This is a genomic window from Luteithermobacter gelatinilyticus (assembly GCF_005849285.1).
In the GTDB taxonomy this organism is placed as follows: domain Bacteria; phylum Pseudomonadota; class Alphaproteobacteria; order Sphingomonadales; family Emcibacteraceae; genus Luteithermobacter; species Luteithermobacter gelatinilyticus.
In genome coordinates, this window is the sequence record NZ_CP040517.1 from 2,990,685 (window position 1) to 3,014,128 (window position 23,444).

Below are 23,444 nucleotides of genomic sequence, written 5' to 3' on the forward strand. Positions count from 1 at the left end.
TCACATTTTTATGTTTTTTCTGATGCCGTCGAGCGGGCAGAGCTTAGGGATTTTCTTGTAAAGGCATGCCCTGACAGGGCTCCCGCCGGTGCATCAAAAAAACCCGACACAGAAAATTCATCAAAAAAGAGCCGCTTCTGTCTTTTTTTTCTGGAGTCAACTATGGTAAAGGCAAACTCATTTTAAAAAAATCCCGTCAAACCAAGGAGCAGGAGCTGATGGAGTCCCACCCCGCCGATACCATAATCCAGGACCGCCCGTGGGAAAGGCTGAATGAGCTGGTAGAGGCCGGAGACATTGACGCCATTGCCGGCTTCCTGTCAAACCAGCCGCCCAGCGAGGCCGTGCGCGCCTTTCTTCACCTGGATGCTGACACACGCCAGCAACTGATGACTGTCCTGCCGGCGGAGGTGGCGGCGGATCTGTTGGAAGAACTGCCCGACGAAACGCTGGTCAATGTCATGGACAGCCTGTCAGCAGACGTGGCCGCGCCGATTGTGGAAGAGCTTTATTCCGATGAACAGGCCGACCTGCTGGGGGAAATGGACAAGGAAAAGGCTGAAGCCATCCTTGCGGAAATGGATCCCGAGGCTGCCGAAGACGCCCGCCGTCTGGTGACTTATGATCCAGAAACCGCCGGCGGGTTGATGATGTCGGAGGTGTTCTGTTTTCCCCACACCGCCACGGTGGCCGATGTGTTGAAACGACTCACCTCCGAAGATGAGGATTTTGAAAGATACCGGGGGCAGCACCCTTATGTGGTGGATGAAGACGGCCGGCTGGTCGGTGTGGTCTCCCTGCGCAACCTTTTGCTGTCGCGCAAATCTGTCCGGCTGGAAAATATCATGACCCCACCTTTGGCGCTGAAGGCGGAGGCGCCTATCGACGAGGTGGAGGATTATTTTGACGCCCATTCTTTTCTTGGGGCGCCGGTGGTGGATGAGCAAGGCCGTCTGCTGGGGGTGATTTCCCGCGATGCCTTCAGTTACGCCATTCGCGAGCGCGCCGACGCCACCAGCCGGAAGATGCAGGGGGTTCTGGATGACGAACTGCGGACCATGCCGACCCTGACCCGCGCCCGGCGGCGCCTGTCCTGGCTCAGCATCAATATTGTGCTGAACGTGATCGCCGCCAGCGTCATCGCGCTGAATCAGGAGACGCTGGCCTCGGTCATCGCGCTGGCCGTATTCCTGCCGATTGTATCGGATATGAGCGGATGTTCCGGCAACCAAGCGGTGGCCGTCAGTCTGCGGGAACTGGCGCTTGGCGTGGTCAAGCCGCTGGACCTGATGAAGGTATTGTATAAGGAAGCCGTCGTGGGGTTGATCAACGGAGCGGTGCTGGGCTTCCTGATTGCGGCTGTGGCCTGGGGCTGGAAAGGCAATCCCTGGCTCGGTCTTGTCGTGGGGCTGGCGCTGGGATTGAACACGATCATTGCCGTCTCTATTGGCGGCACAGTGCCGCTAATTTTGAAAAAATACGGGGCCGACCCGGCCGTGGCCTCCGGCCCGATTCTGACCACGGTAACAGATATGGTCGGGTTTTTCCTGGTGCTGAGTCTGGCCAGCCTGGCCATGCCCCTGCTGGTCTGACGGTTGTATGAGAAAGGTCACCAATATGACAAAAATTGCCTATATTTCGCTTGGCGGCACCATCGGGATGATGGGGGAGGATGGCAAGAATGTAAAACCCTGTCTCGGTGCGCGGGAACTGCTTGAGGCGCTTAATCTGGACAATGAAAGATTTTCCGTTGAAAGCCATGACCTGATGAATGTGGCCAGCGCCCATCTGGGCTTTGCAGACCTTCTGCGGGTGACCGAACTGCTGTACCGTCTGAGAGCCGGGGGCATCCGGGCTGCCGTGATCAGTCAGGGATCGGATTCGCTGGAGGAAACAGCCCTGTTTCTGGATCTGTTCTGTCCGCCGGACATGACCGTGGTAATGACCTGCGCCATGCTCAACCCGGCGCTTGGTTTCAGCGATGGCCCGGAAAACCTGCGTAACGCCCTGCGTCTCGCCCATTATCTTAAAGGCCGGGACAGGGGCTGTTTTGTGGTATTTACAGACCAGATCTTCACCCCCCTTGGCCTGCGCAAGGTGGCGGCCACGGGCCTTAACGCCTTTCTGTCCACGCCGGACCCGGCCTTGGGGCGTTTTGTAGAAGGGCGAATTCATTACCGCCCGGCGTCGCGGCGGCCGGCGCCGCTCTCGCTTCCTCCGGCCACAGCCGAAGCCCCGAAAGTGGGGCTGTTGCGGTATGGCCTGGATATGGACCCGGCGCTGCTGAGGGCGATAACCGCCACCGGGCTTCATGGCCTGGTGGTGGAAGGCATGGGTGGTGGTCACGTCGCGCCGGCCATGGCTGACGTGTTGGAGGAGACGGTGCGCACCATGCCGGTTGTGCTGGCCTCACGCACCTGTTTCGGGCCTGCGCTGCGCCAGACTTACGGCTATGCGGGCGGGGAAATTGATCTCCAGAACCGAGGCCTGATCAATGGTGGTTTTCTGGATGGTCTGAAAGCACGCATCCTGCTTACCGCACTGTTATGGAGCCGGCACAGCCCCCAACAGATCCGCAAGTATTTTGAAAAGCTGGAGCTGGCCTGAACTTCGCGGCTGGTGCCGGCATGCCGGTCCTGAAGTCATAAGTTTGCCATAATGGCATGGCACACTCCCTCATAATCCGCGCCATACCGGTCGCAAACGGATCAGGAGGCCCGCATGCATCTTGAACGACACTACCATGTAGATCTCGCGCCTTCCCCCACCGGCTTCCCGATGGGGCTGACCTGTCCCATGCCTTCATCGCGCCGTTACCCTCCGGAAGTCCGGCTGTTCTGGAATTGCACGGCCCCGCAAGACGACCCAGAAGACAAGACGGAAGGCAAGACGGAAAAGGACACCATCAAGGAAGACAAGAAAATCCGCGAAAAGGAACAGGAACACTGGGACGAAGACGTGGAAGAAACCTTTCCGGCCAGTGACCCAATCAGCAAATATTAGAGTGAATTGAATCGATCTCATCACGATTCACTCTGGCCTTCACTCTGCCCTGCGTCTTTTTCCTTACCGGCGGGGCATGCTTGATCGTCTGACACCGCAAAGGGGCGATGGAGGCGAATTGGGGGCGCGGGCTAAAAACCGCTTCACTGCACCGAACCATATTTCACATTTCGCGTATTTCACATTTCACGTATTTCACAGGGCAGGATTGCTGACAATGTCTCACGCACCGGGTATAAAGAATCCACGCCGGATTATTTTTCAGATCTTTTTATGGGGATGGCCTGACCAATATGACCGACAAAGACATTATCATTCCGCTGCCCGAAAACAACGAATCCGTTCTGGAGGGGTTCATCCCCTATGTCATGTATCGCATCACCAACCGCCTGAATATGGATCTGCAGAACGACCTGCGCCCATTGAAAATCAATGTGTCGCGCTGGCGGGTTCTGGCGGCGCTGAATGCCCGGGACGGCCGGAGCATGGGCGAATTATGCCACTATACCATGATGGAACAATCCTCCATCAGCCGGGTTGTGGACAAAATGGTGGAAGAAGGTCTTGTGGTGCGACGCGTTCAGGAACAGGACAACCGCTATATTCTGGTCTACCTGACCCCAAAGGGGCGGGAAACATTCCATCTCGTTTATCCCAAAGCCTATACCCGCCAGGATGAGGCGCTGAAGGGGTTCTCAGAAGAGGAAAGACAGCAGCTTCTGGCCTATCTCAGGCGTATTGAGGAAAATATCAATATTTAGAGTGAATTGTGAAGAGGTTGACCCATTCTGCCTTACTGGCCTTGTTCAATACGTGCGGCATAATCCTCGGCCGCTTTCAGAACCCTGAGCAGGTTGCCGCCCCAGATTTTGGCGATGTCTTCGGCGCTGTAGCCACGCCGAACCAGCTCGGCCGTCACAGTGGCGGTCTCGGCCGCCGTTCGCCAGCCCTCAATGCCGCCACCGCCGTCAAAGTCCGAGGCAATACCCACATGATCAATACCGATCAGCTTGACCACATGATCAATATGGTCCACCAGATCCCCGACCGTCGCCGGCGGCCAGGTCGGCGCCACCTCTTGCGCAAGCCGGCGCTGATAAGTCTCATATAAAGCCTGCGGCGCCCACCGCTCCATCAGAAATTCCGTAAATCCCAGTTCCCGGCGAATCCGGTCCACCGCCTGATGATAAGCTTGCGGTCTGTGTTTCAGGAACGCGTCCACGGCGGTGATCTGAATGACACCGCCATTTTCCTTCAGGGCCAGAAGCTGCTCATCATCCATGTTGCGGGGATGATCCACCAGTGCGCGCACCCCCGAATGCGACGCAATCACCGGCACCCGGGAATGTCTTGTCGCCTGCAACATGGTTTTTTTGGAGACATGGGACACATCCACCAGCATACCTAGCCGGTTCATTTCCTCAACCACCTTGCGGCCAAAGGCGCTGAGCCCGCCATATTCTTCCGGCGCATCGCCAAATTTTTCCGCCGGCTGGGCGCTGTCACCAATATCGTTATGGCCGTTATGGGTCAGGGTCATATACCGCGCGCCAAGGTCATAATAACGTTGCACAAAGCCCAGATCCCGGCCGATCACGAAACCGTTCTCAATGCCGATCAGGGCCACTTTCCTGCCCGATGCCGCAATGCGGCGCACCTCGGCCGCCGTCCGTGCCAGACCGATCCGGTCCGGATATTGCGCCACCATGCGATGAATGGCGTCAAACTTGTTCAGCGCTGCTTTTCTGGCATGGTCATAGCCCCAGTCATTGCGTGGTCCCTGCCCCACATAGACAATAAAAAATGCCGCATCGAGCCCGCCCTGATCCATTTTATCAAGATCCACCTGCTGACGTGGGCTGTGGGCGGCGTCCACCATGGGGGTGGCGAAATTGTCGGGAATGTCCACATGGCTGTCCAGGGTTAACACCTCCCGATGGAGTTCCATCACCTTTTGTCCGGTTTCAAGAGCCCATCCCGGCTCCCTTGCCCCGCTGCCAAGATACAGCCCCGCACTGATCCCCACACCCAAACCTGCCATAATCAGTCGTTTTACATATACGCTCATCATCTTTTCCACTGCTGATTTACCCGTTTGCGTTTGCGTGGACACAGCCATAGCCTCCCCACCATACGTCAAGAGACCTAAGAATGCCCGACTGGCGAGTCATAGTCGATAGCTATTTTTCAAGGACCTACCCAAGGCGCCCCGATGCCGGTGCCGCTTTAAGGGGACGGGCAAAACAGAAAGTGAAAAAAGGTGGTGACCCGGGTTTGGGGGATTGGCAGCAGGCTCGGGACAGACCCAGGTCACCGGAGGGGGGAGGACAAAAACCGTAAAGTGAGATCAGAAACGATCGGACCGCAAAAGGATCAGGCGTTTTTCAGGTGGTTATACCGGCCACCATAATACAGTAGCGGCTCGCCTTCTCCCTGACGCAGCAGATCCACTTTCGCCAGATAGATATAATGGTCGCCGGCTTCGATAATATTCTGCACCGTGCCGCCGATATGGCACAAACAGCCTTCAATAAAGGGAAACCCGTCCTCCCGGTCAAAGGTAATTTCCGGTTCAGGGCCCGGTGCGCCAGCAAAACTGTTGGAAATATCCGTCTGATGGTCGGAAAGGATATTGATCCCGATCCTCGCCCCGGTAAACAACAGTCCATGCAGACGGGTGCGTTTGTCCAAACAGACCAGCACCAGTGGCGGCGCCAGAGATACGGACGTAAAGGAATTGGCCGTCATTCCGTGGATTTCCCCCTCCACCTCGGTGGTGATCACCGTGACGCCGGTGGCGAACTTTCCGAAAGCGGCGCGTAATTCCTTGGGATCAAACTGTGTAGTCATATGCTTTCGCCCTTTTCCTGAAAATACGATCTGACAAATACTGGCTTACAAATATTGGGATACAATATATCCCGATGTGCCGGCCAGCCCCGGCCCCGGATGGGTAGACGCCCCAATCTGATACAGATTGGCCACCGGTGTCCTGTGATTCGGGGTCGATTTCAAAGGTCGCCACATCATGAACTGATCAATGCTGCAAGCACCGGAATAGGGGTCTCCCTGCACCAGATTAATGTTCTGCTGTTCCAAATCCCGTGGGGAGAGCACCGTGCGGTGCAGGATCTTTTCTTTCAGATTCGGGACATGCACGGCAATCCGGTCGATAATACGATCGGCATAGGCTTCTTTCAGTTCGGCCGTCCACTGGCCGCCCTCAGGCACCGCGATCCGGCCGGCCGCGTCGCCCTTTACCTTGTAGGGCAGTTCCTGCAATTGCAGCCAGAGGATCGCCTTACCCGCCGGAGCGCGCGAAGGATCCAGCGCCGTCGGCTGCCCCACGACCACCGTGGCCGTTTCCGGCAGCAGGCCGCGCCGGGCTTCATTTACCGCTTTTGATACCCCGTCCAGACCTGGCGTGAGGTGAATCATCGCCACATCGTTCAAGGCGCTGTCCTGCCATTCAGGCGGCGCATCCAGCGCCAGATGGATCTGCATGCAGCCAGCGCCATACTGATAATCGCGGCTTTGCTGCTGGATAGCGTCGGGCACGGCGGCTTCTTTAAGCAGGCTCCCGTAGAGCTGGGTCGGGGTTACATTGCCGATGACCGCTTTGCGGGCCGAGTAAATGTCCCCGTCTGCGGTTTTGACCCCGACGGCCCGGCCGTCCCGGATCAGGACCTGGTCCACATGCCGGCGGGTCTGCAATATCCCGCCATGTTTTTCAATCAGCCGGACAAAAGCCGACACCAGGTTTTTGCTGCCGCCTTTGACAATGGGCATGCTGGCCTGTTCCAGACTGAACGCAATCAGCTTGCCCATCAGACCCGACAGCGTATCTTCCGGCCCGAGCCCCGTGTGCAAAATCCAGGGGGCAAAACAGGCCTTCACTTCGTCGCTGTCAAAATTTTTGTCCAGCCATTTCCGGCAGCTTTCCATGGACAGGCCGGCAAAATCCCAGAGGCTCTGAAAGCCCCGTTTCCATAAACTCCGCACCATAAGCTTCAGGGTTGGGAAGGTTCTGACATCGGCTCCCAGAAGACCGAAAATCAATTCGGCATTCTGTTCGATATCCGCCATGGCCCGCTCATAGGCCCGCACCTCCCCCTCCCCGAATCGTTGCAACGCATCAAGATTTTCTGCGCGGGAATTTCTCAGAATGAAATTGCGGCCGTCCGGCAATACCACACCGGTGGGTTTAGAGGTACTGACATATTCCAGACCCAGCGCATGCAGTTCCTCTCCCAGTTCAGCATAGGCCGGCGAGGTGACAAACAGCGGATGCCACCCGGAAAAAACATCATGATGAAAGCCCGGCAGCGTGATTTCATCCGTTTTGATACACCCGCCAACATAATCGTTCCGCTCCAGAATACAGACCTTATGTCCTTTGCGGGACAGAAGTGCTCCCGCCACAAGCGAGTTGATTCCGCTACCAATGATCACGACATCAAATTCTGACATGCGCCTGGGTCCCTGTATTTTATAGTGTCATTTATCGTTGTGTATGTTTTATCTGTTTTCTGTTGTGCAAACCTGACACCCGCAGGCCGTGTCTGCACCACGCCCAAACGTTAGGAAAAACCGCCTCTTCCTGCTATGCACTTTCTGCACGGCCTGTGACATTTCTGCAAAAACCCGCCCCTTGGCCTCTCTCATCCGGGCCGCGTCTTTGACAGAGATCAATGAAGTTGTGATTTTTTTAAAACGTCGCAGTTTTTTGATAGCGGCTGCAGGATATGCATAGCCTATTTATTTCAGATGTAAAATAGTTGTTGCCAGGATAAAAAAATCAAAACGCGAAAAATATAAGTTGGAGGCAACAATGCGAAGTGTGATTCCGCGTATTCAGAAAAGTATTCTCAAATCTTCCCTTCTGTATGGGACCATGCTGTCCCTGAGTGGCGGCTTTCTTATAAGCGTCCCGGCCGCCAGCGCAGATGAAGCCGCAGACAACAATGACCGTACAGCATGGTTGCTGGAAGAGATCACCGTCACCGCCCGTAAACGCGAAGAGGGCCTGCAGTCCACGCCGATTGCCATTTCCGCCTTCACCGGCGAAGGGCTGGAATATCGCGGCGTCACCGACGTGGGCGAGATTGCGGCCTTCACCCCCAACCTGTCTTTCCAGAACAACCCGAGCTTCGGCGGGGCCAGCAATTCGGCCGCCATCTATATCCGCGGTGTGGGCCAGAAAGAATTCCTGCCAACCACGGAACCCGGCGTGGGGCTGTATGTGGACGGAGTGTATATTGCCCGATCCGTGGGTGGCATTCTGGATCTGGTGGATGTGGAGCGCATTGAGGTGCTCAAAGGCCCGCAGGGCACGCTGTTCGGTCGCAACACCATCGGGGGCGCCATTAGCATCACCACCAAAAAACCCCATGAAGAGTTTGCCGGCAAATTATCCGCCACCTATGGCACGGACAACCGTTTTGATCTCAAAGCCTCCGTCAATCTGCCGCTGGCCGATAATTTCTACAGCAACTTTGCCGTCGCGTCGCTGACCCAGGACGGATATGTGACACGGGACGACGGCATCGACCTGGGTGATGACGATACGCTTACCGGCCGCGCCAGTTTCCTGCTGACCCCGAGCGAGGATCTGGAAATCCAGCTTTCTGTGGAAGGCACTCGAGACCGGGAAAACGGTCCGGCGCTGACCCTGATCGGCATCAATTATGCGGGCCCCATTGACCCTGAAACACCGCCCATGGCCACCATCCATAATGTGGGCGCCAATATCGCAGCGGGTGGTGCGCCCATGCCCTGCGCGCTGCCCGGGGCGACACTCAATCTGGCGGTGCCGGGCTGTTATGATGATCGTTATGTGTTTGACGGCGAGCAAAGAACCGCTGGCACAGCGCCGGCCTTTTCCCGCAGTGACTTCTGGGCGGCCAATCTGAATATCACCTGGGACATCAATGAGACACTAACCTTTAAATCCATCACCGCCTACCGCAATCTGGACAGCACCTTTGCCCGCGACGGTGACCATTCCCCCCACCGTATTTCCCAGTTCCTGGATTTTCTGGATCAGGAACAGTTCACCCAGGAATTCCAGCTTCTGGGCACCTCTCTGGAAGGCCGCCTGAACTGGATTCTGGGCGCCTATTATTTCACGGAGGATGGCAACAACGTCAACGAACTGGATTTCACCGTGTCCCGGTTCCGCAGCGGCGGACTCTATGACAATGAAAATATCGCCGCCTTTGCCCAAGCCACGTATGACGTCACAGACCAGTTCCACGTCACCGCCGGCTTGCGGTATACGGATGAAACCAAGAAATTCACCCCGGACCAGATCATTCATCAGAACTATTTTGCCGGCACCGGTGATCCGCTCCTCGACGCACCTTTCCTGCAAGCGGGACAGCGGATTCTGCCCAATTTGGAAAAAGAGCTCAGCTTTGATGAACTGGATCCGTATCTGAACCTGTCCTATGACGTCAATGATGACCTGATGGTCTATGTGAGCTATTCCGAAGGCTTTAAATCCGGCGGCTTCTCCCAGCGGGTATTCCCGCCGATCGTGCCGCCCTTCACCGCCCCCCCGGGCACCCCGGATATCGAGCTGATTCCCACCTTCGATCCAGAATTCGCCACCGTGTATGAGCTGGGCTTCAAATATGCCGGCCTCGACAACCGCCTGCGGCTCAATGGCGCGGTCTTCTATACCGATTATACGGACATGCAGGTGCAGGTCTTCACCAGCGTCGCCCCGATCACTAAAAATGCCGGGGCCGCCACCATCAAAGGCTTTGAACTGGAAACCCAGTTTATTCCGGCTGAGGGCTGGTTTGTCGAGGCGGGTCTGGGATATCTAGACGCGGGTTATGACGAGATTGATTTCGCCACCACCTTTGTGGACAAGAACAATCGGCTTGACCGGGTATCCGACTGGACTTTGAGCGCTGCCGTCTCCAAGGAAATTTATCTGGATGGTAACGGGTCGTTGACCCCGCGCGTTGACTGGTCCTATCGGTCCGAATTCGATAATGACGCCTTCAACACCCCTGAAATCCGTCAGGAAGGATATCATCTTGTGAACGCCAATATCACCTGGCGCAATGAAATGGAAACCATTGCCTTGGTGGGGGGAGTGAAGAACCTGAGCAACGAAAAATACCTGATCACCGGCATTATCGGCGACGCCTTCCAGTCCTTTGAAGGTCTGTTCGACCGGGGTCGTGAATGGTATGTGACAGCCCGGTTCTCCTTCTAAATGCATAAATTATGCGGCAGGGTCCTGTAAGAGGCCCTGCCGTTGTCACTACCGCGCCTCTTTGGCCACAAACACTTTGACGGGATCAAACACAGAGTCGCCGCGAGGAAAAAAATATGTTAGGCTGCCATTCAATAATGGATCATGGGGGGAAAACAGGGACGCAAACCATGACCAAACCGCTAGACAGGTTCAGCCTTTTCCATACCCACGATGCTGACGAGGCCCGCGAGCTTGTCAGCCGGGTTTATTGTGACCATCGCCTTACGCCCAAGGGCCGGACTGACGTCAATGCGCTTCACAATCATGCCCGCCTGTCCGGTGTATCCGTCAATTATATGGAATATGGCTCCGACATTTATGTGGAGCCCGGCTATCTCAAGGATTTTTATCTGTTTCAGCTTCCCCTTGAAGGAGCCGCTGAAATCGAAACCGGCGGCAAGATGTTTCAGTCCACCCGACACACCCCGTCCGTCATCAACCCCACCGAATATACCCGCATGTGCTGGAGCGCCGACTGTCGCAAGCTGCTGCTTCAAGTCAAACCGGCCGCCATTACCGAACGCCTGTCCCGAATTCTCATGCGGCCGGTGGAAAAACCACTCCTGTTCGACAGCCAAGTTCAGGATAATAACCGCCACGCACAAAGCTGGTGGCGACATATTGCGCATCTGATTCAGGATCTGGACAACGGGCTGGATCCCTGGCGGTCCCGGTTCCTGCTGGAAGACCTGGAACGGAATATTCTTACCGGAATCCTGTATTCCTTCAGCCACAATTACAGCGAAACCCTGATGGCCCAGGAAAGCTGCGCCGTGCCCCGGCATGTGAAACTGGCTGAAGACTATATCATGGAACATTTGCAAGAAAATATTTCCATTGACGATCTGGTCAATGTGGCCGGTGTCAGCGAACGTTCCCTGTTTGACGGTTTCAAGAATTTCCGGGGCACTACGCCTATGAAATATATTCTCAAACTGCGGCTGGCGCGGGTGAGAGAAGACCTGCTTCGCGGTAGCGAAGACAGCAATGTCACCCGTATCGCCACCAAATGGGGGTTTTCCCAGCTGGGCCGTTTTGCCGTCAATTACCGTAAGGTTTACGGGGAAACCCCGTCCGAAACCCTGCGTCGTCGCACCCAGGTTTAACCTCCCCCCCTCCTTTTTTGGGAGTAACAGAACGGCGCCTAATTTCTCCGGACAGGATTCAGTTTCGGGACATCTTTTTTAGGGCACCTTTCGCCATTTTCTCCTCACCACGCCTGTCTTCGCGGCAGTTTCCGGACAGCAGCCGCAGTCCCTGCATAGCGTTTTGCCACCGTTTTTTGTTCAATGGTCACCTAAGAAAATTTTAGGAAGAATCGAGGCATAGAAGTTTAAGGGGACCACGATGAAAGGTTTAGAAGGAAAAGCTGCCATCCTGACCGGCAGCGCCACCAGCATTGGAGCCGTTGTGGCGGAATCATTCGTCAAAGCCGGCGTTTCAGTCATCATTGCCGATATCGCCGAAGAGCCGGGCCAGGCGCTGGCCGACCGGCTGGGAGATAAGGCCATATTTGTCAAGACTGACGTCACTTCGGATACGGATCTAGACAACTGCATCAATAACGCCCTGGACAATTTCGGGCGGCTGGATTTTGTCATCAATATCGCCTGCACCTATCTGGATAACGGCATGGATTCCACCCGTGAAGAGTTCCTTCAGGCCGTCAATGTCAATGTCGCCGGCGGTTTCATGCTGGTTCAGAAGGCCCGCCCGCATCTGAAAAAAACCAAAGGCTGTGTGGTGAATTTCGGCAGTATCAGCGCCAAACGCGCCCAACCGGGCCGCCTGCTCTATTCCATGACCAAAGGCGCCATTCATCAGATCACCCGGAACGAAGCCCTGCTGCTGGCTGAAGACGGGATACGGGTGAATACCGTTTCGCCGGGCTGGATCTGGTGCGGAATCATGGATCAAGTCACCGGCGGGGACCGGGCCAAAACCGACAAGGTTGCCGCGCCTTTCCACATCAACCGCCGGGTGGGCGATCCCGAGGAAGTCGCGGATACGGTTCTGTTTTTGTGTTCCGATCACGCCAGTTTCATTAATGGCGCCGATATTCCCGTTGATGGGGGGTATACCGCCATTGGTCCGGAACAACAGGAAGATGCGCTTGCCAAACTTGCCAACTAAAACCAAAAAATTCGGAGACTTCACATGAGAAAAATCACCATCATCGGCGCCGGCCAGTCCGGACTGCTGCTGGGCTGCGCCCTGCTGAAAAAAGGTTATGACGTTACCATCGTATCCAACCGCACCGGCGAAGAGCTGAAAAACGGCCGGGTACTGTCCAGCCAGTGCATGTTCAACCGCGCCCTTGAAATTGAGCGGGAATTTGGCCTCGATTTCTGGGAAGATACCTGTCCGCCGGTGGAGGGCATCGGCGTGACCATCCCCGATGGCGAAGGGGGCAAGGCCGTGGAATGGGCCGCGCGCCTCGACGCCCCGGCCATGTCCGTGGACCAACGGGTAAAAATGCCGGTCTGGATGGATGAATTCGAGCGCCTCGGCGGCAAACTGATCATTCAGGAAGCCGGCATTGAAGAGTTGGAAAACTACACTGCGGAAAGCGACCTCACCCTCGTTGCCTCCGGCAAAGGAGAAATCGGCAAACTGTTTGAACGGGATGCCGAAAAAAGCGCCTTTGACAAGCCGCAGCGGGCTTTGGCGCTCACCTATGTGAAAAACTTAACGCCGCGCGAGCCGTTCTCCGCCGTCTGTTTTAACCTGATCCCCGGCGTGGGCGAATATTTTGTGTTCCCCGCGCTGACCACTACCGGCCCCTGCGAGATCATGGTGTTTGAAGGCATTCCCGGCGGCCCCATGGATTGCTGGGGTGACGTCAAAACCCCCGAAGAGCATCTGGCCATGAGCAAGGCTATTCTCGACAAGTTCCTGCCCTGGGAAGCTGAACGCTGCACCGATATCGAATTGACGGACGACAACGGTGTTCTGGCCGGGCGTTTCCCGCCCACCATCCGCAAGCCTGTGGGCACCTTGCCGTCCGGCAATCAGGTGTTCGGCCTTGGTGATGCGGTCTGCCTGAATGATCCCATCACCGGACAGGGGTCCAACAATGCCACCAAATGCGCCAAAATCTATTATGAGCAAATCATCAATCGCGAAGACCAGCCCTTTGACGCAGAATGGATGAACCGAACCTTTGACAGATTCTGGGGATATGCCAAATTCGTTGTGGACTGGACCAACGCCCTGCTGCTGCCGCCGCCAGCGCATATCCAGCAACTGCTCGGTGCCGCCCAGCAGCACCCGGAAATCGCTAGCCGCATTGCCAACGGCTTTGATAATCCGGTGGATTTCTTTCCCTGGTTCATGCAACCCCAGGCGGCTGAAGATTATCTCAAGAAAGTGGCCTGATTGGTCTTTTCTGTTTCTTCTTTTCTATTTCTTCTCTGCCCAGACTGTTTGCCCCTCCCTAAACCGGGAGGGGTTTTTTACATAACAAGAACCGACCTGTTCAAAACGGAAAGATTTTAGCGGATCGCTAGAGTGAATTGAGCTAACCTATTCACAATTCACTCTAGTTCATGCATCAGACGCGCCCGCATTTCGGCAGCATCATTCACCAGCGGAATGCGCCGCAAACGCCTCACTTCTTCTGCCGTATAGGGGGCGAAATCCTCGGGCAGATGATCCGGATCATAAACCTCTAACATCCAATTGACCAACGCCGCAATTTCGTCATCCTTCAGCGCCGCAAAGGCCACGCCCGGCACTCGGATCAGATAGTCCCGGCCGCCTTCCACCAACAGGAACTTGGCCACCTCCCCCTTCATGGACGGTACTTCCCCAGGCACCCCCGATGCATCGGCCCTGTGACAGCCTTGACAGTTCAGAATCCAGTTAATTTCCGGCGTGGCATTTTCCGCCCGCGCCGCGTCGGACGCCAAAATCCCGATACTCAGGAAACCCATTCCCACAGCAATATATGTCAGACAGCGTGTTTTCATGTCAGTCCTTTTCCCGCAGGGCCTCAGGCCGGCGTTTCATGACCTCGTGGGCCCGAAGACGGGGTTTTTTGTCCAGAATGGTCTTTACCTCCTGTGGCGTGAACGGTGTCCAGTCGGGACTGTTTTTCAGGCCGTTCAGCTCTTCCATAACATAGTTCAGCACACTGGCAATGCCATCCGCCTTCAGTGCCGGCCCCTGCGCCGGCATCATACCGCGATAGGCGATTCCGCCTACCGTCATGGAACCCGCAAGCCCGGCCTGCACCACCCACACCAGATAATCCCGACCCGCGTCACTTTGCGCCAGGGGCCCGAGACGCTCGTGAATCGGCGGATACGCCCCCGGCACCCCTGCCCCGGAAGACAGATGACAGGCGGCACAGCGTTTATAGAGTTTTTCGCCATCCTCATCCTTTGCTGATGCCACACTCAAAGACAACAGGACGGTCAGCACACCCAAATATATCCGCCGCATGTCATTGCTCCAATGCCAGACCGATGATCACGGCTGTGGAACAGGTATAAACCGTGCTGGAGGTGCCCAGGCACCAGTTGGTGTCGTTGTTGTCCTGCGCACGCACCATGGGCCGGTCGCCTTCATTGCGGTTGCACAGGCAGCGAGAGCAGCTTGTCTTGCCGCAACAATCGTTATAGGAAATGATGTAATTCTTGCCGTCCGCCGGATTCTGGCAGGTGCCGATCCAGGTGATCGGGCTCATTTCCGTGCCCGGTGGACAGGCATTCTGACTACCCCCACAGCAACTGCATAAAAATCCATCAATGGCGCAATATCGCCAGTAATCGCAACTCGCAGGATCGCCGGGATCTTCGGGATGTCCCGTGCTTTGCGGGGCCACCCCGGGATAACCGTTTCCGCCCGGCCCGCCCGAAGCCGACGCCCGGGCCACCGGTAGCACCGGAAAGGCGCCTGCCCCCACCAGCGCTGTGCCAAGACCGGCAAGAAACCCGCGTCGGGAACTGGTCTGCGCCACCCGGCGGCTCAGTTTTTCCGTTAGTTTATCCAGCAGTCGCATAATATTATCCTCTCTGATCTTATGCCGGTTTCCGTCGGTTCAGATAATCCTGTATGGAATGCACCCCCTGATGTTTGGCTGTCAGCAGGCTGTCCAGATGTTCCCGGCTGTTCACCAGTCCCATGGCCGCAATCCGCCCTGTCTCATCAATCAGCACCCCATAAGGCAGTTTGGACACGCCATACTGCCGCCCCAGATGTTCCGAATTTATATAAACAAAATCCGCAAGCCCCTGATCCCGGATAAATTCCCGATGCGCTCCGGCCGCGCCATCGCTGGCCAGCACCACATCCAGCCAGTCCCGTTCCGCCGTCCGCAGGGAGCGGAGCGCCGGCAGCAGGCTTTTGCAGACCGGACAGTCGGGCGAGAGAAAAAACAGCAGCTGGCTGCGCCCATCGCTCCGGCCTTTGTCCCGCGCACCGCCAATATCTACCCTCTGCCCCGTTAGATCTGGCAAGGTGATAGCGGGAGCCATCTGCCCGGCCTTGAGCGTTTCGTTCATGGACAGGGCGCCGGCCGGGGCAATCCGTTCGTATAGCACTCCAATCTGCCGAGTGAGCGCAAAACAGAGCACCCCCAGCGCAATCACGGCAATCCAGAGAAATATTTGCGAGATGATCAGCACATCAACCATGGGAATGTTCCTTTTTCAGCATATGGGTCAGATAATAGGCGCGATTGGCGAGCAGCCCTTCAACCGCCAGATAAACCAGGCCAAAAAACAGCACCCCGGCCAGAATATTGAGATAGTCCAACGCCATGAGCGAACGGGACGCCGCCGTGAAGACCGGCCCGAGGGCCAGCACACTCAAACACAGATTTCGCGGCAGCATCCACAGGCTGAGCCGAACCGGCCGTGCCCCGAAAGAACAGCCACAATCGATGGCCTTCCGACCGCGCCACAGGGCAATCCCGATCATGCCGCCATACGCCATAAACAGTCCCGATGCACCAAGAGCGGCATAAGGCGCGATCCCCGGCAGGACAAGGCCAAGCCCCAGCACCGCCTCGACGAACGGCACAAGAACCGTCGCCAGCGGCAGCAGCGGGCCGGGCACCAGGTCATAGCCAGCAAGCACCTTTTTAAAATCAGTCAGGCGGTGCAGTTTGTGAAACGCCGCCAGAAGCAAAAGCACAGCGACAAACAGACTGCCGGTCTTGATGAGTGCAGGATCCATTTTTTCCTCCCTATTCCGCCGCATGAAGCACGATCGGCATTTCCGCAAAACGGCCACCGATATTGCGGATAAACTCGCCACTTTCTGCCCTGTACACATCCAGCGACATATCCGCATTGGTCACGGCAAGATATGGCTCATCGCCTCGCGTGGCCTCGATGGAAATCCCCCAATTTTTCAGCACATGGCGCGAAAGGCGGGTTTTTTTCTGCACGTCATAAACCCAGACCTCCCCACCGCCGTCTTTGTGGCTGCCTTCCCGGCCGCCTTCCTGCATCAGTACATAAAGCCGTCCCTGATCATCAGCGGTGACTACCTGCCAGCCCGCAGGCCGCCAGTGCCCGCCCCGCTCTTCTTCGGGCACCAGAGACCAGCGTTTCAGGAGTCGGGCCGCCGTTCCCCGCAAATCCACCGGCACCACATCCCCCTTGAAGGTGGGAAAATAAGCCACGCCGTCCACCTCAGCCATTTTCATGAACAGGGGATTGTTGCTGATATCGTTGAATGTTTCGGTGGTAGCCTGATCGGCAATCTTTCCGTCCCTGTCCAGTACAAAGCTCATCATGGTGCCATTGCCGCACAGGGTGGAAAATCCGCTTTCGCCCGTGGGATACATGAGGCTACAGCCGGGAATAGCAATGTCATTGATGATTTTCCGGTTTTTGATGTCAATCACTGTAACGGAGGCCGCCGGGGTAAAATTGAACACCATCAGGAAACGCCCGTCGCGGGTCTGCTGCAGGGTTGCTTTTTGTGTGACCACATGGCCCCTCTGGTTGCCGGGCAGGAGAATTTCATCAACAGGGGCCAGATTTTCCCTGTCATATATGGTCACCACATCGGTGCGCTCTCCCCTGGTCCCCCGGGAATAGAAGGTTTCGGCCACATACAGCTCGCGGCCGTTTCGCGATTGCAGGAAAGAGGCGAACTGACTGGCACCCAGAGACCCCTTATACTGACGGCTGTCGGCGGCGACATCCAGCAGAACCACCTTGCCGTCCACCAGACTGAAAAAATTAGCGTCATGGGCAAACAGCCAGCTTGACGGGTATTGCGCTGGCAGGGTCATCACATTCGGGGTCGGTTCAATTTCCAGCTCCGTCCACCCCGCCTGGGGCCAGAGCAGAGCCGCCCCCATGAGTCCCAAAAGTGTTTTTTTCGTCATGGATCATTCCCTGTGTCAGAGGAGTGCCGGGCCTTGTTTAAGGAAAAGCCCGGCGTTTATCAGAAGTTGAACGTCAGATTGGCGCCCCAGGTGCGCGGCATGCCGTAATATTGTTCCACCAACCCGAACAGGCCGCCATTTTCCACCGTGCCCGACAAATCAAAGGTCTGCACCAGATATTCTTCGTCAGTGATGTTTCTGACAAACACCCTGAGGGACCAGTTCTCACTGTCCCCGTAATAGGTGACGGACGCATTGCCGACAAAATAACCGTCTTCGGTGAGCGCCTCGGTTTCCAGAAGCCCGAAACTGTGTTCGCTGCGATACTGCCCGTCCACCTGCACCGCCAGACTGCCGGCGGACAGCGGCACTTCATAGCGCACCAGACCATTCAGGTTCCATTTCGGGGTCTGCACCGGCCGCACCGTTTCCCCAGGGCGCAGCGCCGCAAAGGTCCCCGCCGGGGTTTCCACATCACTGCTGATGCCCGGCACCTCGGTCACATCCGCGTCGATATAGGCAATGCCGAATTGCAGATCCAGGCCATCGGCCGGCGCCATTTGCAGTTCCAGCTCGAATCCCTTGTTTTCGGACTGGGCATTCAGGGTAAAGGTATCAAGCCCGATGATGGAAAAGGCCTGATAATCGTTATAGTCGTAATAATAGGCGGCCCCGTTGAGACGCGCCCTACCTTCGGCAAAATCCCATTTGAACCCGACCTCGAACGCATCCAGCGTTTCGGGTTCATATTTCATGAAGGCATCAGTGACAAAAATATCCGTTGGTAGCAGCGGCGCGTTATACCCGCCGGACTTCACCCCCCGGTTCCAGCTCGCATACATCAAAAGGTCTTCATTGGGCATATAGTTGATCTGGGCGCGGGCCGACCAGTTTTTGTCATGCCGCTCATCCTCATAAGGGGTTACCGCATCGACAATTTCCACCGCATTGGGGTCCAGGCCGCTGGTGGAGGTGTCCGGGAACTGCACCAGAATATCCCGGTAAAAATGCGATTTCTTTTCGTCAATATAACGGAACCCGGCAATCAGGCTCAATTCATCAGTGAGGTTATATTCCACCTGCCCGAACAGCGACCAGGTGTCAATTTCCGTGGTATAGGGATTGCGGATGCCGTTAAAACCGAGCTCATCCACCGGCCCGAACACCGCCTCGAACAGGCCCGGCGTGATGCCGCCGTTGCTGTCATTAATATCAAGGCTCATATAATAGAACCCCGTCACCCATTTCAGGGTTTCCGTCTCGCCCGCAAGACGCAATTCCTCGGAAAACTGTTCTGCGTCGGTGGTCAGGAAAAAGTTGAAATAATTGACCGGCGAGGCGTCGGAATCCTCGATATAGTCCCGGGTCACGGATTGGTAATCGGTGATGCTGGTCAGGGTTGCAAATTCCATGTCCCAGTTCAGCGTGCCGGTAAAACCATAGGTTTCCAGATCGTTCTTCCCTGTCCGATCATAATCCCCGGCAAACACGTCGCCGTCATTATCGAGATAGTTATCCAGATTGGTGATCGGCACGGTCGGTGTCAGATTCCCGTCCGGGAACGCGGCCGAAACATTTTCGAAAAAGCCGGTGCGGATATCCTGCTTACCGATGCGGGCGTTGAGCAGAAAATCCACCGTCTCGGACGGTTCAAACAATAATTGCAGGCGCCCGGCATATTCATTGGCATTGTTCAGTTTCTGATCCGGTTTCAGACGGTTGGTCACATAACCGTCCCCCTGGTGGGTGGCCACGGACACCCGCGCGGACAGCTTGTCGGAAATCGGCATGCCCACCGCGCCCTGGAATTTGATCCGCTCGAAACTGCCGTAGGAAATACTGCCATAGCCGTTGAATTCCTGCGACGGTTTGACCGTCACATACTGCACCAAACCGCCGGTGGCATTGCGCCCGAACAGGGTGCCCTGCGGTCCGCGCAGCACCTCCACCCGGTCAATGTCAAACAGCATAAAACCGGCGCCGGACATCTGGCTGATATAGACCTCGTCCACATAGATGGCGACCGGGCTTTCCACATTGGTGGTGAAGTCATTGTTGGCCACCCCGCGAATGCCGATGGAATAATTGGCCTCGCCGTTGGGCTGTAGGGTGCTGACCCCAGCGGCCAGCGCCGTCACTTCCTGCGCATTGGTATAGCCCAGCGCTTGTAACTGACTGCCGGAAAAGGCCGTAATGGATATACCCACATCCTGGGCGGACTGTTCACGCTTCTGGGCGGTAATGACGATTTCGTCCATGAAAATGGACTCCCGGCCTTCTTTCTGCCTAGCCTCTTTCTGGGCCTCTTTCTGGGCGGCCTCCTCGGCCAGTACCGGCCCATGGCCCAATACCACAAGTGCAGTTGTTGCCGCCAAAGTGACGTCACGGGCGGCGTTGCAAATAACGCGACGGTTGGGATGTCTGGTGGCGGAATTGTGATACGACATATTTCTCTCCCTAAATCATGTGGCCCTAAATCATGTGGCCCTAAATCATGTGGTTCGGCGTGAGATGTCCGAGATGGCCTCCCTCAAGGCATTTATAAGGCATTTATCTTTTCTTTATCCCGATCGGCCTGAGACGATCCTGAAACAGACGATCCTGAAACGCTGTGGTCGGGACTTTGCTCACCCTAAAAGCATAACGATAAGCTTCCCCCGTCCACAAGCTAGACAAAGGGATCAGACGAGTCCGCCACCTGATACTATAGTATTATTTCCCGCTTCCCCGCCGTGGGAGTTCAGATAAATTCCAGATAAATCAAAGAGATGAGGGTCCTGTCGTCAGGGTCCGGCCGATATCCCCTGATCCCAATGTCTAATTTCCGGCCCCATCGGATCGTGAAATAATTCACCCAAGGTAAATCCCGGCCCGCCATTACGGTGACCATGATAATCAAAGGCGGCCACAAACATAGGCCACAAACATAGGCCACAAACATAGGCCACAAACATAGGCCACAAACATAGGAAGGACGCAAAGACAATGGATGCGGCAAGCGACAACAAATCGGCCTTGAAATCGGCCTTGGGCGACAAGGCCCGGCAATTTATATCCCGTCCCCGACAGATGCTGATTAATGGCCAGTGGGTGGAGGCCTTGTCCGGGAAGACGTTCCAGACCCTGGACCCGGCTACCGGGTCCGTAATCACCGAGATCAGCGAAGGGGATGCCGCAGATATCGACCGGGCGGTCAAAGCCGCCCGCGCGGCCTATGAAGATAGCCCCTGGGCAACCATGACCCCTTCGGCGCGGGAACGGCTTTTGCATCGGGTGGCGGATCTGATTGAGGAAAATGCCGACGAATTGGCGGAACTGGAAGCCCTCGACAACGGCAAGAACAAGGCCATTGCTCGCGCCGTGGATATTCAGGTGGCCATCGAAACCTTTCGCTATATGGCCGGCTGGCCCAGCAAGATCACCGGCGATGTGCTGCCCTTGAGTGTGCCCTTTGCCCCGGACCAAAAATTTTTTGGGTATACCCTACGTGAACCCGTTGGCGTGGTGGGGCAGATCATCCCGTGGAATTTTCCACTGTTGATGTGCGCCTGGAAAATGGCGCCGGCGCTGGCCAGCGGCTGCACTATTGTGCTTAAACCGGCCGAAGAAACCCCGCTCACCGCGCTTAGGCTCGGCGAATTGATCTGCGAGGCGGGGTTCCCCGATGGGGTGGTAAACATCGTGCCCGGTTTCGGCCATACCGCCGGCGCGGCGCTGACAGCCCATGAGGAGGTGGACAAGATCGCCTTCACCGGCTCCACCGAAGTGGGCAAGATCATCGCCAAGGCGGCGGCGGACACGATGAAGAACGTCTCATTGGAGCTGGGCGGCAAGTCACCGGCCATCATCATGCCCGATGCAGATCTGGACGTCGCCATTCCCGGTGCTGCCAGCGCCATCTTTTTCAATCAGGGGCAGGTCTGTTGTGCCGGTTCGCGACTGTTTGTCCCCGACCAGCATTATGACCGGGTGCTGGAAGGTCTGGCGGACAACGCTTCTACACTCCGTATCGGGCCGGGCCTTGATCCGGAAAACATGATCAATCCGCTGGTTTCCGAGACCCAGCTCAACCGGGTCATGAACTATATCGACATTGGCCGGCGCGAGGGCGCCAGCGTCATTGCCGGCGGCAGACGGCGTGGTGAGACGGGCTATTTTGTCGAACCCACTATTCTGGCAGACACCCATCGCGACATGACCGTGGTGCGCGAGGAAATTTTCGGCCCCGTCCTGTGCGTCCAGCGTTACAACGATGTCAATGAGGTGATCCGGATGGCCAATGACACCATTTATGGCCTCGGCGCCAGTCTGTGGACCCGGGACGTGGGCAACATCATCAATATTGTCCCCAAAATCAAGGCGGGAACAGTCTGGGTGAACTGTCACAATATTCTCGACGTGGCCATGCCGTTCGGCGGTTTCAAACAGTCTGGATATGGCCGCGAACTGGGCAAGGAGGTTCTGGAACTGTACACCCACACCAAATCCGTTTGCATCATGGCCTGATCCACGACCGGCCTCAAAGGATCCCCGCAGGATCCTTTCCTGACAGGCTCGGCCCGTTCGGACCGGGCCTTTTTTCTGGAATTTGGGTCTTTGCCTGCATTACAGTAAAGTGAAAGGCTCATGGGAGCATATGAATGACAGAAGTCACAACCGCCTATTCCCTGGCGCGGGATGAAAAGACCGCCGTCCGGGAACTGTATAACGGGCTGTGTCAGGACGCGGATGCCCCGGCGCTGGTGATTTTTTTCTGTTCCCCGGCATTTGATACAAGCCGGCTGGAACAGGAACTTAACCACTGTTTCGGTGATATTCCCCTGATCGGCTGCACCACCGCCGGAGAGATTACCCCGGATGGTTACCGCAAGGGATCCCTGACCGGGGCCGCCTTCAACAACGCCTATTTCACTTGCATGAGCCGCCGTTATGACAATATCAGCAGTTTCACCCTGCAGGACGGCATCCGGTTTGCCCGGAAACTGGTCCGGGATTTCAAGACGATCAGCCCCGCTGTCAGCGGATCCAATAGCTTTGCTTTTATGCTGATAGACGGCCTAAGCGGCGCGGAGGAACGGGTCACTGCCGCAATCGGCAGCGAACTCGGCGAAATCAACATGATCGGCGGCTCTACCGCCGATGACTGGAAACTGAAACAGACCCGGATTTTTCATGAAGGCCGGTTCCATACCGACAGCGCCGTCATCACCCTGTTTCATACCCGGCTGCCGTTCCGGGTGGCCTATACCCATCATTATGTGGCCGGCGACGCCCGGGCGGTGATCACCGAAGCGGACCCCATCACCCGCGAGGTTTCCGAGATTAACGGCCTGCCCGCCACCCAGGAATATGCCCGATTGTGTGGACTGGACGAAAAAGACCTTAACCTTTTGGTGGTCAGCAATCACCCCGTTCTGGTGCGGGTCGGCGGCAGTTATTTTTCCCGCGGTATCATTGGCATTCTGCCGGAAAAACGCAGCATCAAATTCGCTTGCGCCATCGACAAGGGTGTGGTCTGCAGTATTGCCCGACCGGATGACCCGCAAAACAACCTGATGGAACTGTTCCGGAAAATGGAAGCCGAGATCGGCCCACCGGCGCTGGTTCTGGGGTGTGATTGTGCGGCCCGGCAGATGACGTTTGAAGAACAGGGGATATTAGAGGAAATGTCGGAAATCTATGCCCGGGCCCGCACCGTCGGCTTTGCCTCTTTCGGTGAGCAATATAACACCGTGCATATGAACAATTCCTTTTCCTGTGTCGCCATCGGCCGGGACCGGCCTGAAACGCCGAACATATAAACGCCGAACATATATAGGA

The 23,444-nt window shown here is 56.3% G+C and carries 20 protein-coding genes; 10 read left to right on the forward strand and 10 right to left on the reverse strand.

What is annotated here, in order from left to right; translation table 11 throughout:
- Nucleotides 1–218: 218 nt before the first annotated feature.
- From mgtE to FE788_RS13440, 4 genes are all read left to right on the forward strand, one after another.
- A complete protein-coding gene (gene mgtE / locus FE788_RS13425) occupies nt 219–1,592 on the forward strand; it encodes a magnesium transporter (protein ID WP_138381121.1) in 1,374 nt (457 codons plus the stop codon).
- A 25-nt stretch (nt 1,593–1,617) separates the two neighbouring features.
- The gene (locus tag FE788_RS13430; RefSeq protein WP_168190430.1) at nt 1,618–2,607 is read left to right on the forward strand and encodes an asparaginase; all 990 of its coding nucleotides are present in this window, start codon (nt 1,618–1,620) and stop codon (nt 2,605–2,607) included.
- Between the two features lie 114 nt (nt 2,608–2,721).
- Nucleotides 2,722–3,003, forward strand: coding sequence for a hypothetical protein (locus FE788_RS13435; RefSeq protein ID WP_138381123.1), 282 nt, complete (start codon nt 2,722–2,724; stop codon nt 3,001–3,003).
- A gap of 293 nt (nt 3,004–3,296) precedes the next feature.
- Entirely contained in the window at nt 3,297–3,764 is a 468-nt protein-coding gene (locus FE788_RS13440) for a MarR family winged helix-turn-helix transcriptional regulator (protein ID WP_138381124.1), read from the forward strand.
- A gap of 32 nt (nt 3,765–3,796) precedes the next feature.
- Here FE788_RS13440 and FE788_RS13445 read toward each other — a convergent pair whose 3' ends face one another.
- From FE788_RS13445 to FE788_RS13455, 3 genes are all read right to left on the reverse strand, one after another.
- Complete coding sequence (locus FE788_RS13445) at nt 3,797–5,074, reverse strand: dipeptidase (protein ID WP_210414009.1); 1,278 nt, start codon at nt 5,072–5,074, stop codon at nt 3,797–3,799.
- A gap of 302 nt (nt 5,075–5,376) precedes the next feature.
- A complete protein-coding gene (locus FE788_RS13450) occupies nt 5,377–5,853 on the reverse strand; it encodes a flavin reductase family protein (RefSeq protein ID WP_138381125.1) in 477 nt (158 codons plus the stop codon).
- Nucleotides 5,854–5,898: 45 nt separating this feature from the next.
- Complete coding sequence (locus tag FE788_RS13455; protein WP_138381126.1) at nt 5,899–7,473, reverse strand: phytoene desaturase family protein; 1,575 nt, start codon at nt 7,471–7,473, stop codon at nt 5,899–5,901.
- Nucleotides 7,474–7,834: 361 nt separating this feature from the next.
- Between FE788_RS13455 and FE788_RS13460 the strand changes: the two genes are divergently transcribed.
- The 4 genes from FE788_RS13460 (at nt 7,835) to FE788_RS13475 (ending at nt 13,654) form a co-directional block, all read left to right on the forward strand.
- Nucleotides 7,835–10,234 (forward strand): TonB-dependent receptor, encoded by a 2,400-nt coding sequence (locus tag FE788_RS13460; RefSeq protein ID WP_210414011.1) that lies wholly within the window; start codon nt 7,835–7,837, stop codon nt 10,232–10,234.
- Between the two features lie 170 nt (nt 10,235–10,404).
- Complete coding sequence (locus tag FE788_RS13465) at nt 10,405–11,382, forward strand: AraC family transcriptional regulator (protein WP_168190431.1); 978 nt, start codon at nt 10,405–10,407, stop codon at nt 11,380–11,382.
- Between the two features lie 241 nt (nt 11,383–11,623).
- On the forward strand, nt 11,624–12,409 hold the full coding sequence (locus tag FE788_RS13470) for an SDR family oxidoreductase (RefSeq protein ID WP_138381128.1): 786 nt from the start codon (nt 11,624–11,626) through the stop codon (nt 12,407–12,409).
- A gap of 24 nt (nt 12,410–12,433) precedes the next feature.
- Nucleotides 12,434–13,654 carry a styrene monooxygenase/indole monooxygenase family protein gene (locus tag FE788_RS13475; protein WP_138381129.1) on the forward strand — a complete coding sequence of 407 codons (1,221 nt, stop codon included), beginning with the start codon at nt 12,434–12,436 and terminating at the stop codon, nt 13,652–13,654.
- 158 nt (nt 13,655–13,812) lie between these two features.
- Here the strand turns inward: FE788_RS13475 and FE788_RS13480 are convergent, their stop codons facing one another.
- From FE788_RS13480 to FE788_RS13510, 7 genes are read right to left on the reverse strand one after another with little or no spacing between them, the layout of a single operon-like run.
- Nucleotides 13,813–14,247, reverse strand: coding sequence for a c-type cytochrome (locus tag FE788_RS13480; RefSeq protein WP_138381130.1), 435 nt, complete (start codon nt 14,245–14,247; stop codon nt 13,813–13,815).
- Nucleotide 14,248: 1 nt separating this feature from the next.
- Nucleotides 14,249–14,722 carry a c-type cytochrome gene (locus FE788_RS13485; RefSeq protein WP_138381131.1) on the reverse strand — a complete coding sequence of 158 codons (474 nt, stop codon included), beginning with the start codon at nt 14,720–14,722 and terminating at the stop codon, nt 14,249–14,251.
- Nucleotide 14,723: 1 nt separating this feature from the next.
- A complete protein-coding gene (locus tag FE788_RS13490) occupies nt 14,724–15,281 on the reverse strand; it encodes a methylamine dehydrogenase light chain (protein ID WP_138381132.1) in 558 nt (185 codons plus the stop codon).
- 19 nt (nt 15,282–15,300) lie between these two features.
- The gene (locus FE788_RS13495; protein ID WP_138381133.1) at nt 15,301–15,915 is read right to left on the reverse strand and encodes a redoxin family protein; all 615 of its coding nucleotides are present in this window, start codon (nt 15,913–15,915) and stop codon (nt 15,301–15,303) included.
- Nucleotides 15,908–16,459, reverse strand: coding sequence for a MauE/DoxX family redox-associated membrane protein (locus FE788_RS13500; RefSeq protein ID WP_168190432.1), 552 nt, complete (start codon nt 16,457–16,459; stop codon nt 15,908–15,910). The genes FE788_RS13495 and FE788_RS13500 overlap by 8 nt, the downstream gene beginning before the upstream one ends.
- Before the next feature lie 10 nt (nt 16,460–16,469).
- On the reverse strand, nt 16,470–17,624 hold the full coding sequence (locus FE788_RS13505) for an amine dehydrogenase large subunit (protein ID WP_138381135.1): 1,155 nt from the start codon (nt 17,622–17,624) through the stop codon (nt 16,470–16,472).
- Nucleotides 17,625–17,683: 59 nt separating this feature from the next.
- Nucleotides 17,684–20,071 (reverse strand): TonB-dependent receptor, encoded by a 2,388-nt coding sequence (locus FE788_RS13510; protein ID WP_138381136.1) that lies wholly within the window; start codon nt 20,069–20,071, stop codon nt 17,684–17,686.
- A gap of 538 nt (nt 20,072–20,609) precedes the next feature.
- On the opposite strand from FE788_RS13510, the gene FE788_RS13515 reads away from it, so the two are divergent.
- Together FE788_RS13515 and FE788_RS13520 are read left to right on the forward strand one after the other, a co-directional pair.
- Nucleotides 20,610–22,130, forward strand: coding sequence for an aldehyde dehydrogenase family protein (locus FE788_RS13515; protein WP_138381137.1), 1,521 nt, complete (start codon nt 20,610–20,612; stop codon nt 22,128–22,130).
- Nucleotides 22,131–22,264: 134 nt separating this feature from the next.
- Nucleotides 22,265–23,425 (forward strand): FIST N-terminal domain-containing protein, encoded by a 1,161-nt coding sequence (locus FE788_RS13520; RefSeq protein WP_138381138.1) that lies wholly within the window; start codon nt 22,265–22,267, stop codon nt 23,423–23,425.
- Nucleotides 23,426–23,444 lie beyond the last annotated feature (19 nt).

Excerpts from the sequence above, each read along its gene's own strand:
- FE788_RS13435 (WP_138381123.1), top strand. The coding sequence starts at position 2,722 with ATGCATCTTGAACGACACTACCATGTAGATCTCGCGCCTTCCCCCACC.
- FE788_RS13430 (WP_168190430.1), top strand. The coding sequence starts at position 1,618 with ATGACAAAAATTGCCTATATTTCGCTTGGCGGCACCATCGGGATGATG.
- FE788_RS13455 (WP_138381126.1), bottom strand. The coding sequence starts at position 7,473 with ATGTCAGAATTTGATGTCGTGATCATTGGTAGCGGAATCAACTCGCTT.
- FE788_RS13520 (WP_138381138.1), top strand. The coding sequence starts at position 22,265 with ATGACAGAAGTCACAACCGCCTATTCCCTGGCGCGGGATGAAAAGACC.
- FE788_RS13500 (WP_168190432.1), bottom strand. The coding sequence starts at position 16,459 with ATGGATCCTGCACTCATCAAGACCGGCAGTCTGTTTGTCGCTGTGCTT.
- FE788_RS13490 (WP_138381132.1), bottom strand. The coding sequence starts at position 15,281 with ATGCGACTGCTGGATAAACTAACGGAAAAACTGAGCCGCCGGGTGGCG.
- FE788_RS13460 (WP_210414011.1), top strand. The coding sequence starts at position 7,835 with ATGCGAAGTGTGATTCCGCGTATTCAGAAAAGTATTCTCAAATCTTCC.
- FE788_RS13445 (WP_210414009.1), bottom strand. The coding sequence starts at position 5,074 with ATGATGAGCGTATATGTAAAACGACTGATTATGGCAGGTTTGGGTGTG.
- FE788_RS13505 (WP_138381135.1), bottom strand. The coding sequence starts at position 17,624 with ATGACGAAAAAAACACTTTTGGGACTCATGGGGGCGGCTCTGCTCTGG.
- FE788_RS13480 (WP_138381130.1), bottom strand. The coding sequence starts at position 14,247 with ATGAAAACACGCTGTCTGACATATATTGCTGTGGGAATGGGTTTCCTG.
- FE788_RS13485 (WP_138381131.1), bottom strand. The coding sequence starts at position 14,722 with ATGCGGCGGATATATTTGGGTGTGCTGACCGTCCTGTTGTCTTTGAGT.
- FE788_RS13515 (WP_138381137.1), top strand. The coding sequence starts at position 20,610 with ATGGATGCGGCAAGCGACAACAAATCGGCCTTGAAATCGGCCTTGGGC.
- FE788_RS13465 (WP_168190431.1), top strand. The coding sequence starts at position 10,405 with ATGACCAAACCGCTAGACAGGTTCAGCCTTTTCCATACCCACGATGCT.
- FE788_RS13510 (WP_138381136.1), bottom strand. The coding sequence starts at position 20,071 with ATGTCGTATCACAATTCCGCCACCAGACATCCCAACCGTCGCGTTATT.
- FE788_RS13440 (WP_138381124.1), top strand. The coding sequence starts at position 3,297 with ATGACCGACAAAGACATTATCATTCCGCTGCCCGAAAACAACGAATCC.
- FE788_RS13475 (WP_138381129.1), top strand. The coding sequence starts at position 12,434 with ATGAGAAAAATCACCATCATCGGCGCCGGCCAGTCCGGACTGCTGCTG.
- mgtE (WP_138381121.1), top strand. The coding sequence starts at position 219 with ATGGAGTCCCACCCCGCCGATACCATAATCCAGGACCGCCCGTGGGAA.
- FE788_RS13450 (WP_138381125.1), bottom strand. The coding sequence starts at position 5,853 with ATGACTACACAGTTTGATCCCAAGGAATTACGCGCCGCTTTCGGAAAG.
- FE788_RS13470 (WP_138381128.1), top strand. The coding sequence starts at position 11,624 with ATGAAAGGTTTAGAAGGAAAAGCTGCCATCCTGACCGGCAGCGCCACC.
- FE788_RS13495 (WP_138381133.1), bottom strand. The coding sequence starts at position 15,915 with ATGGTTGATGTGCTGATCATCTCGCAAATATTTCTCTGGATTGCCGTG.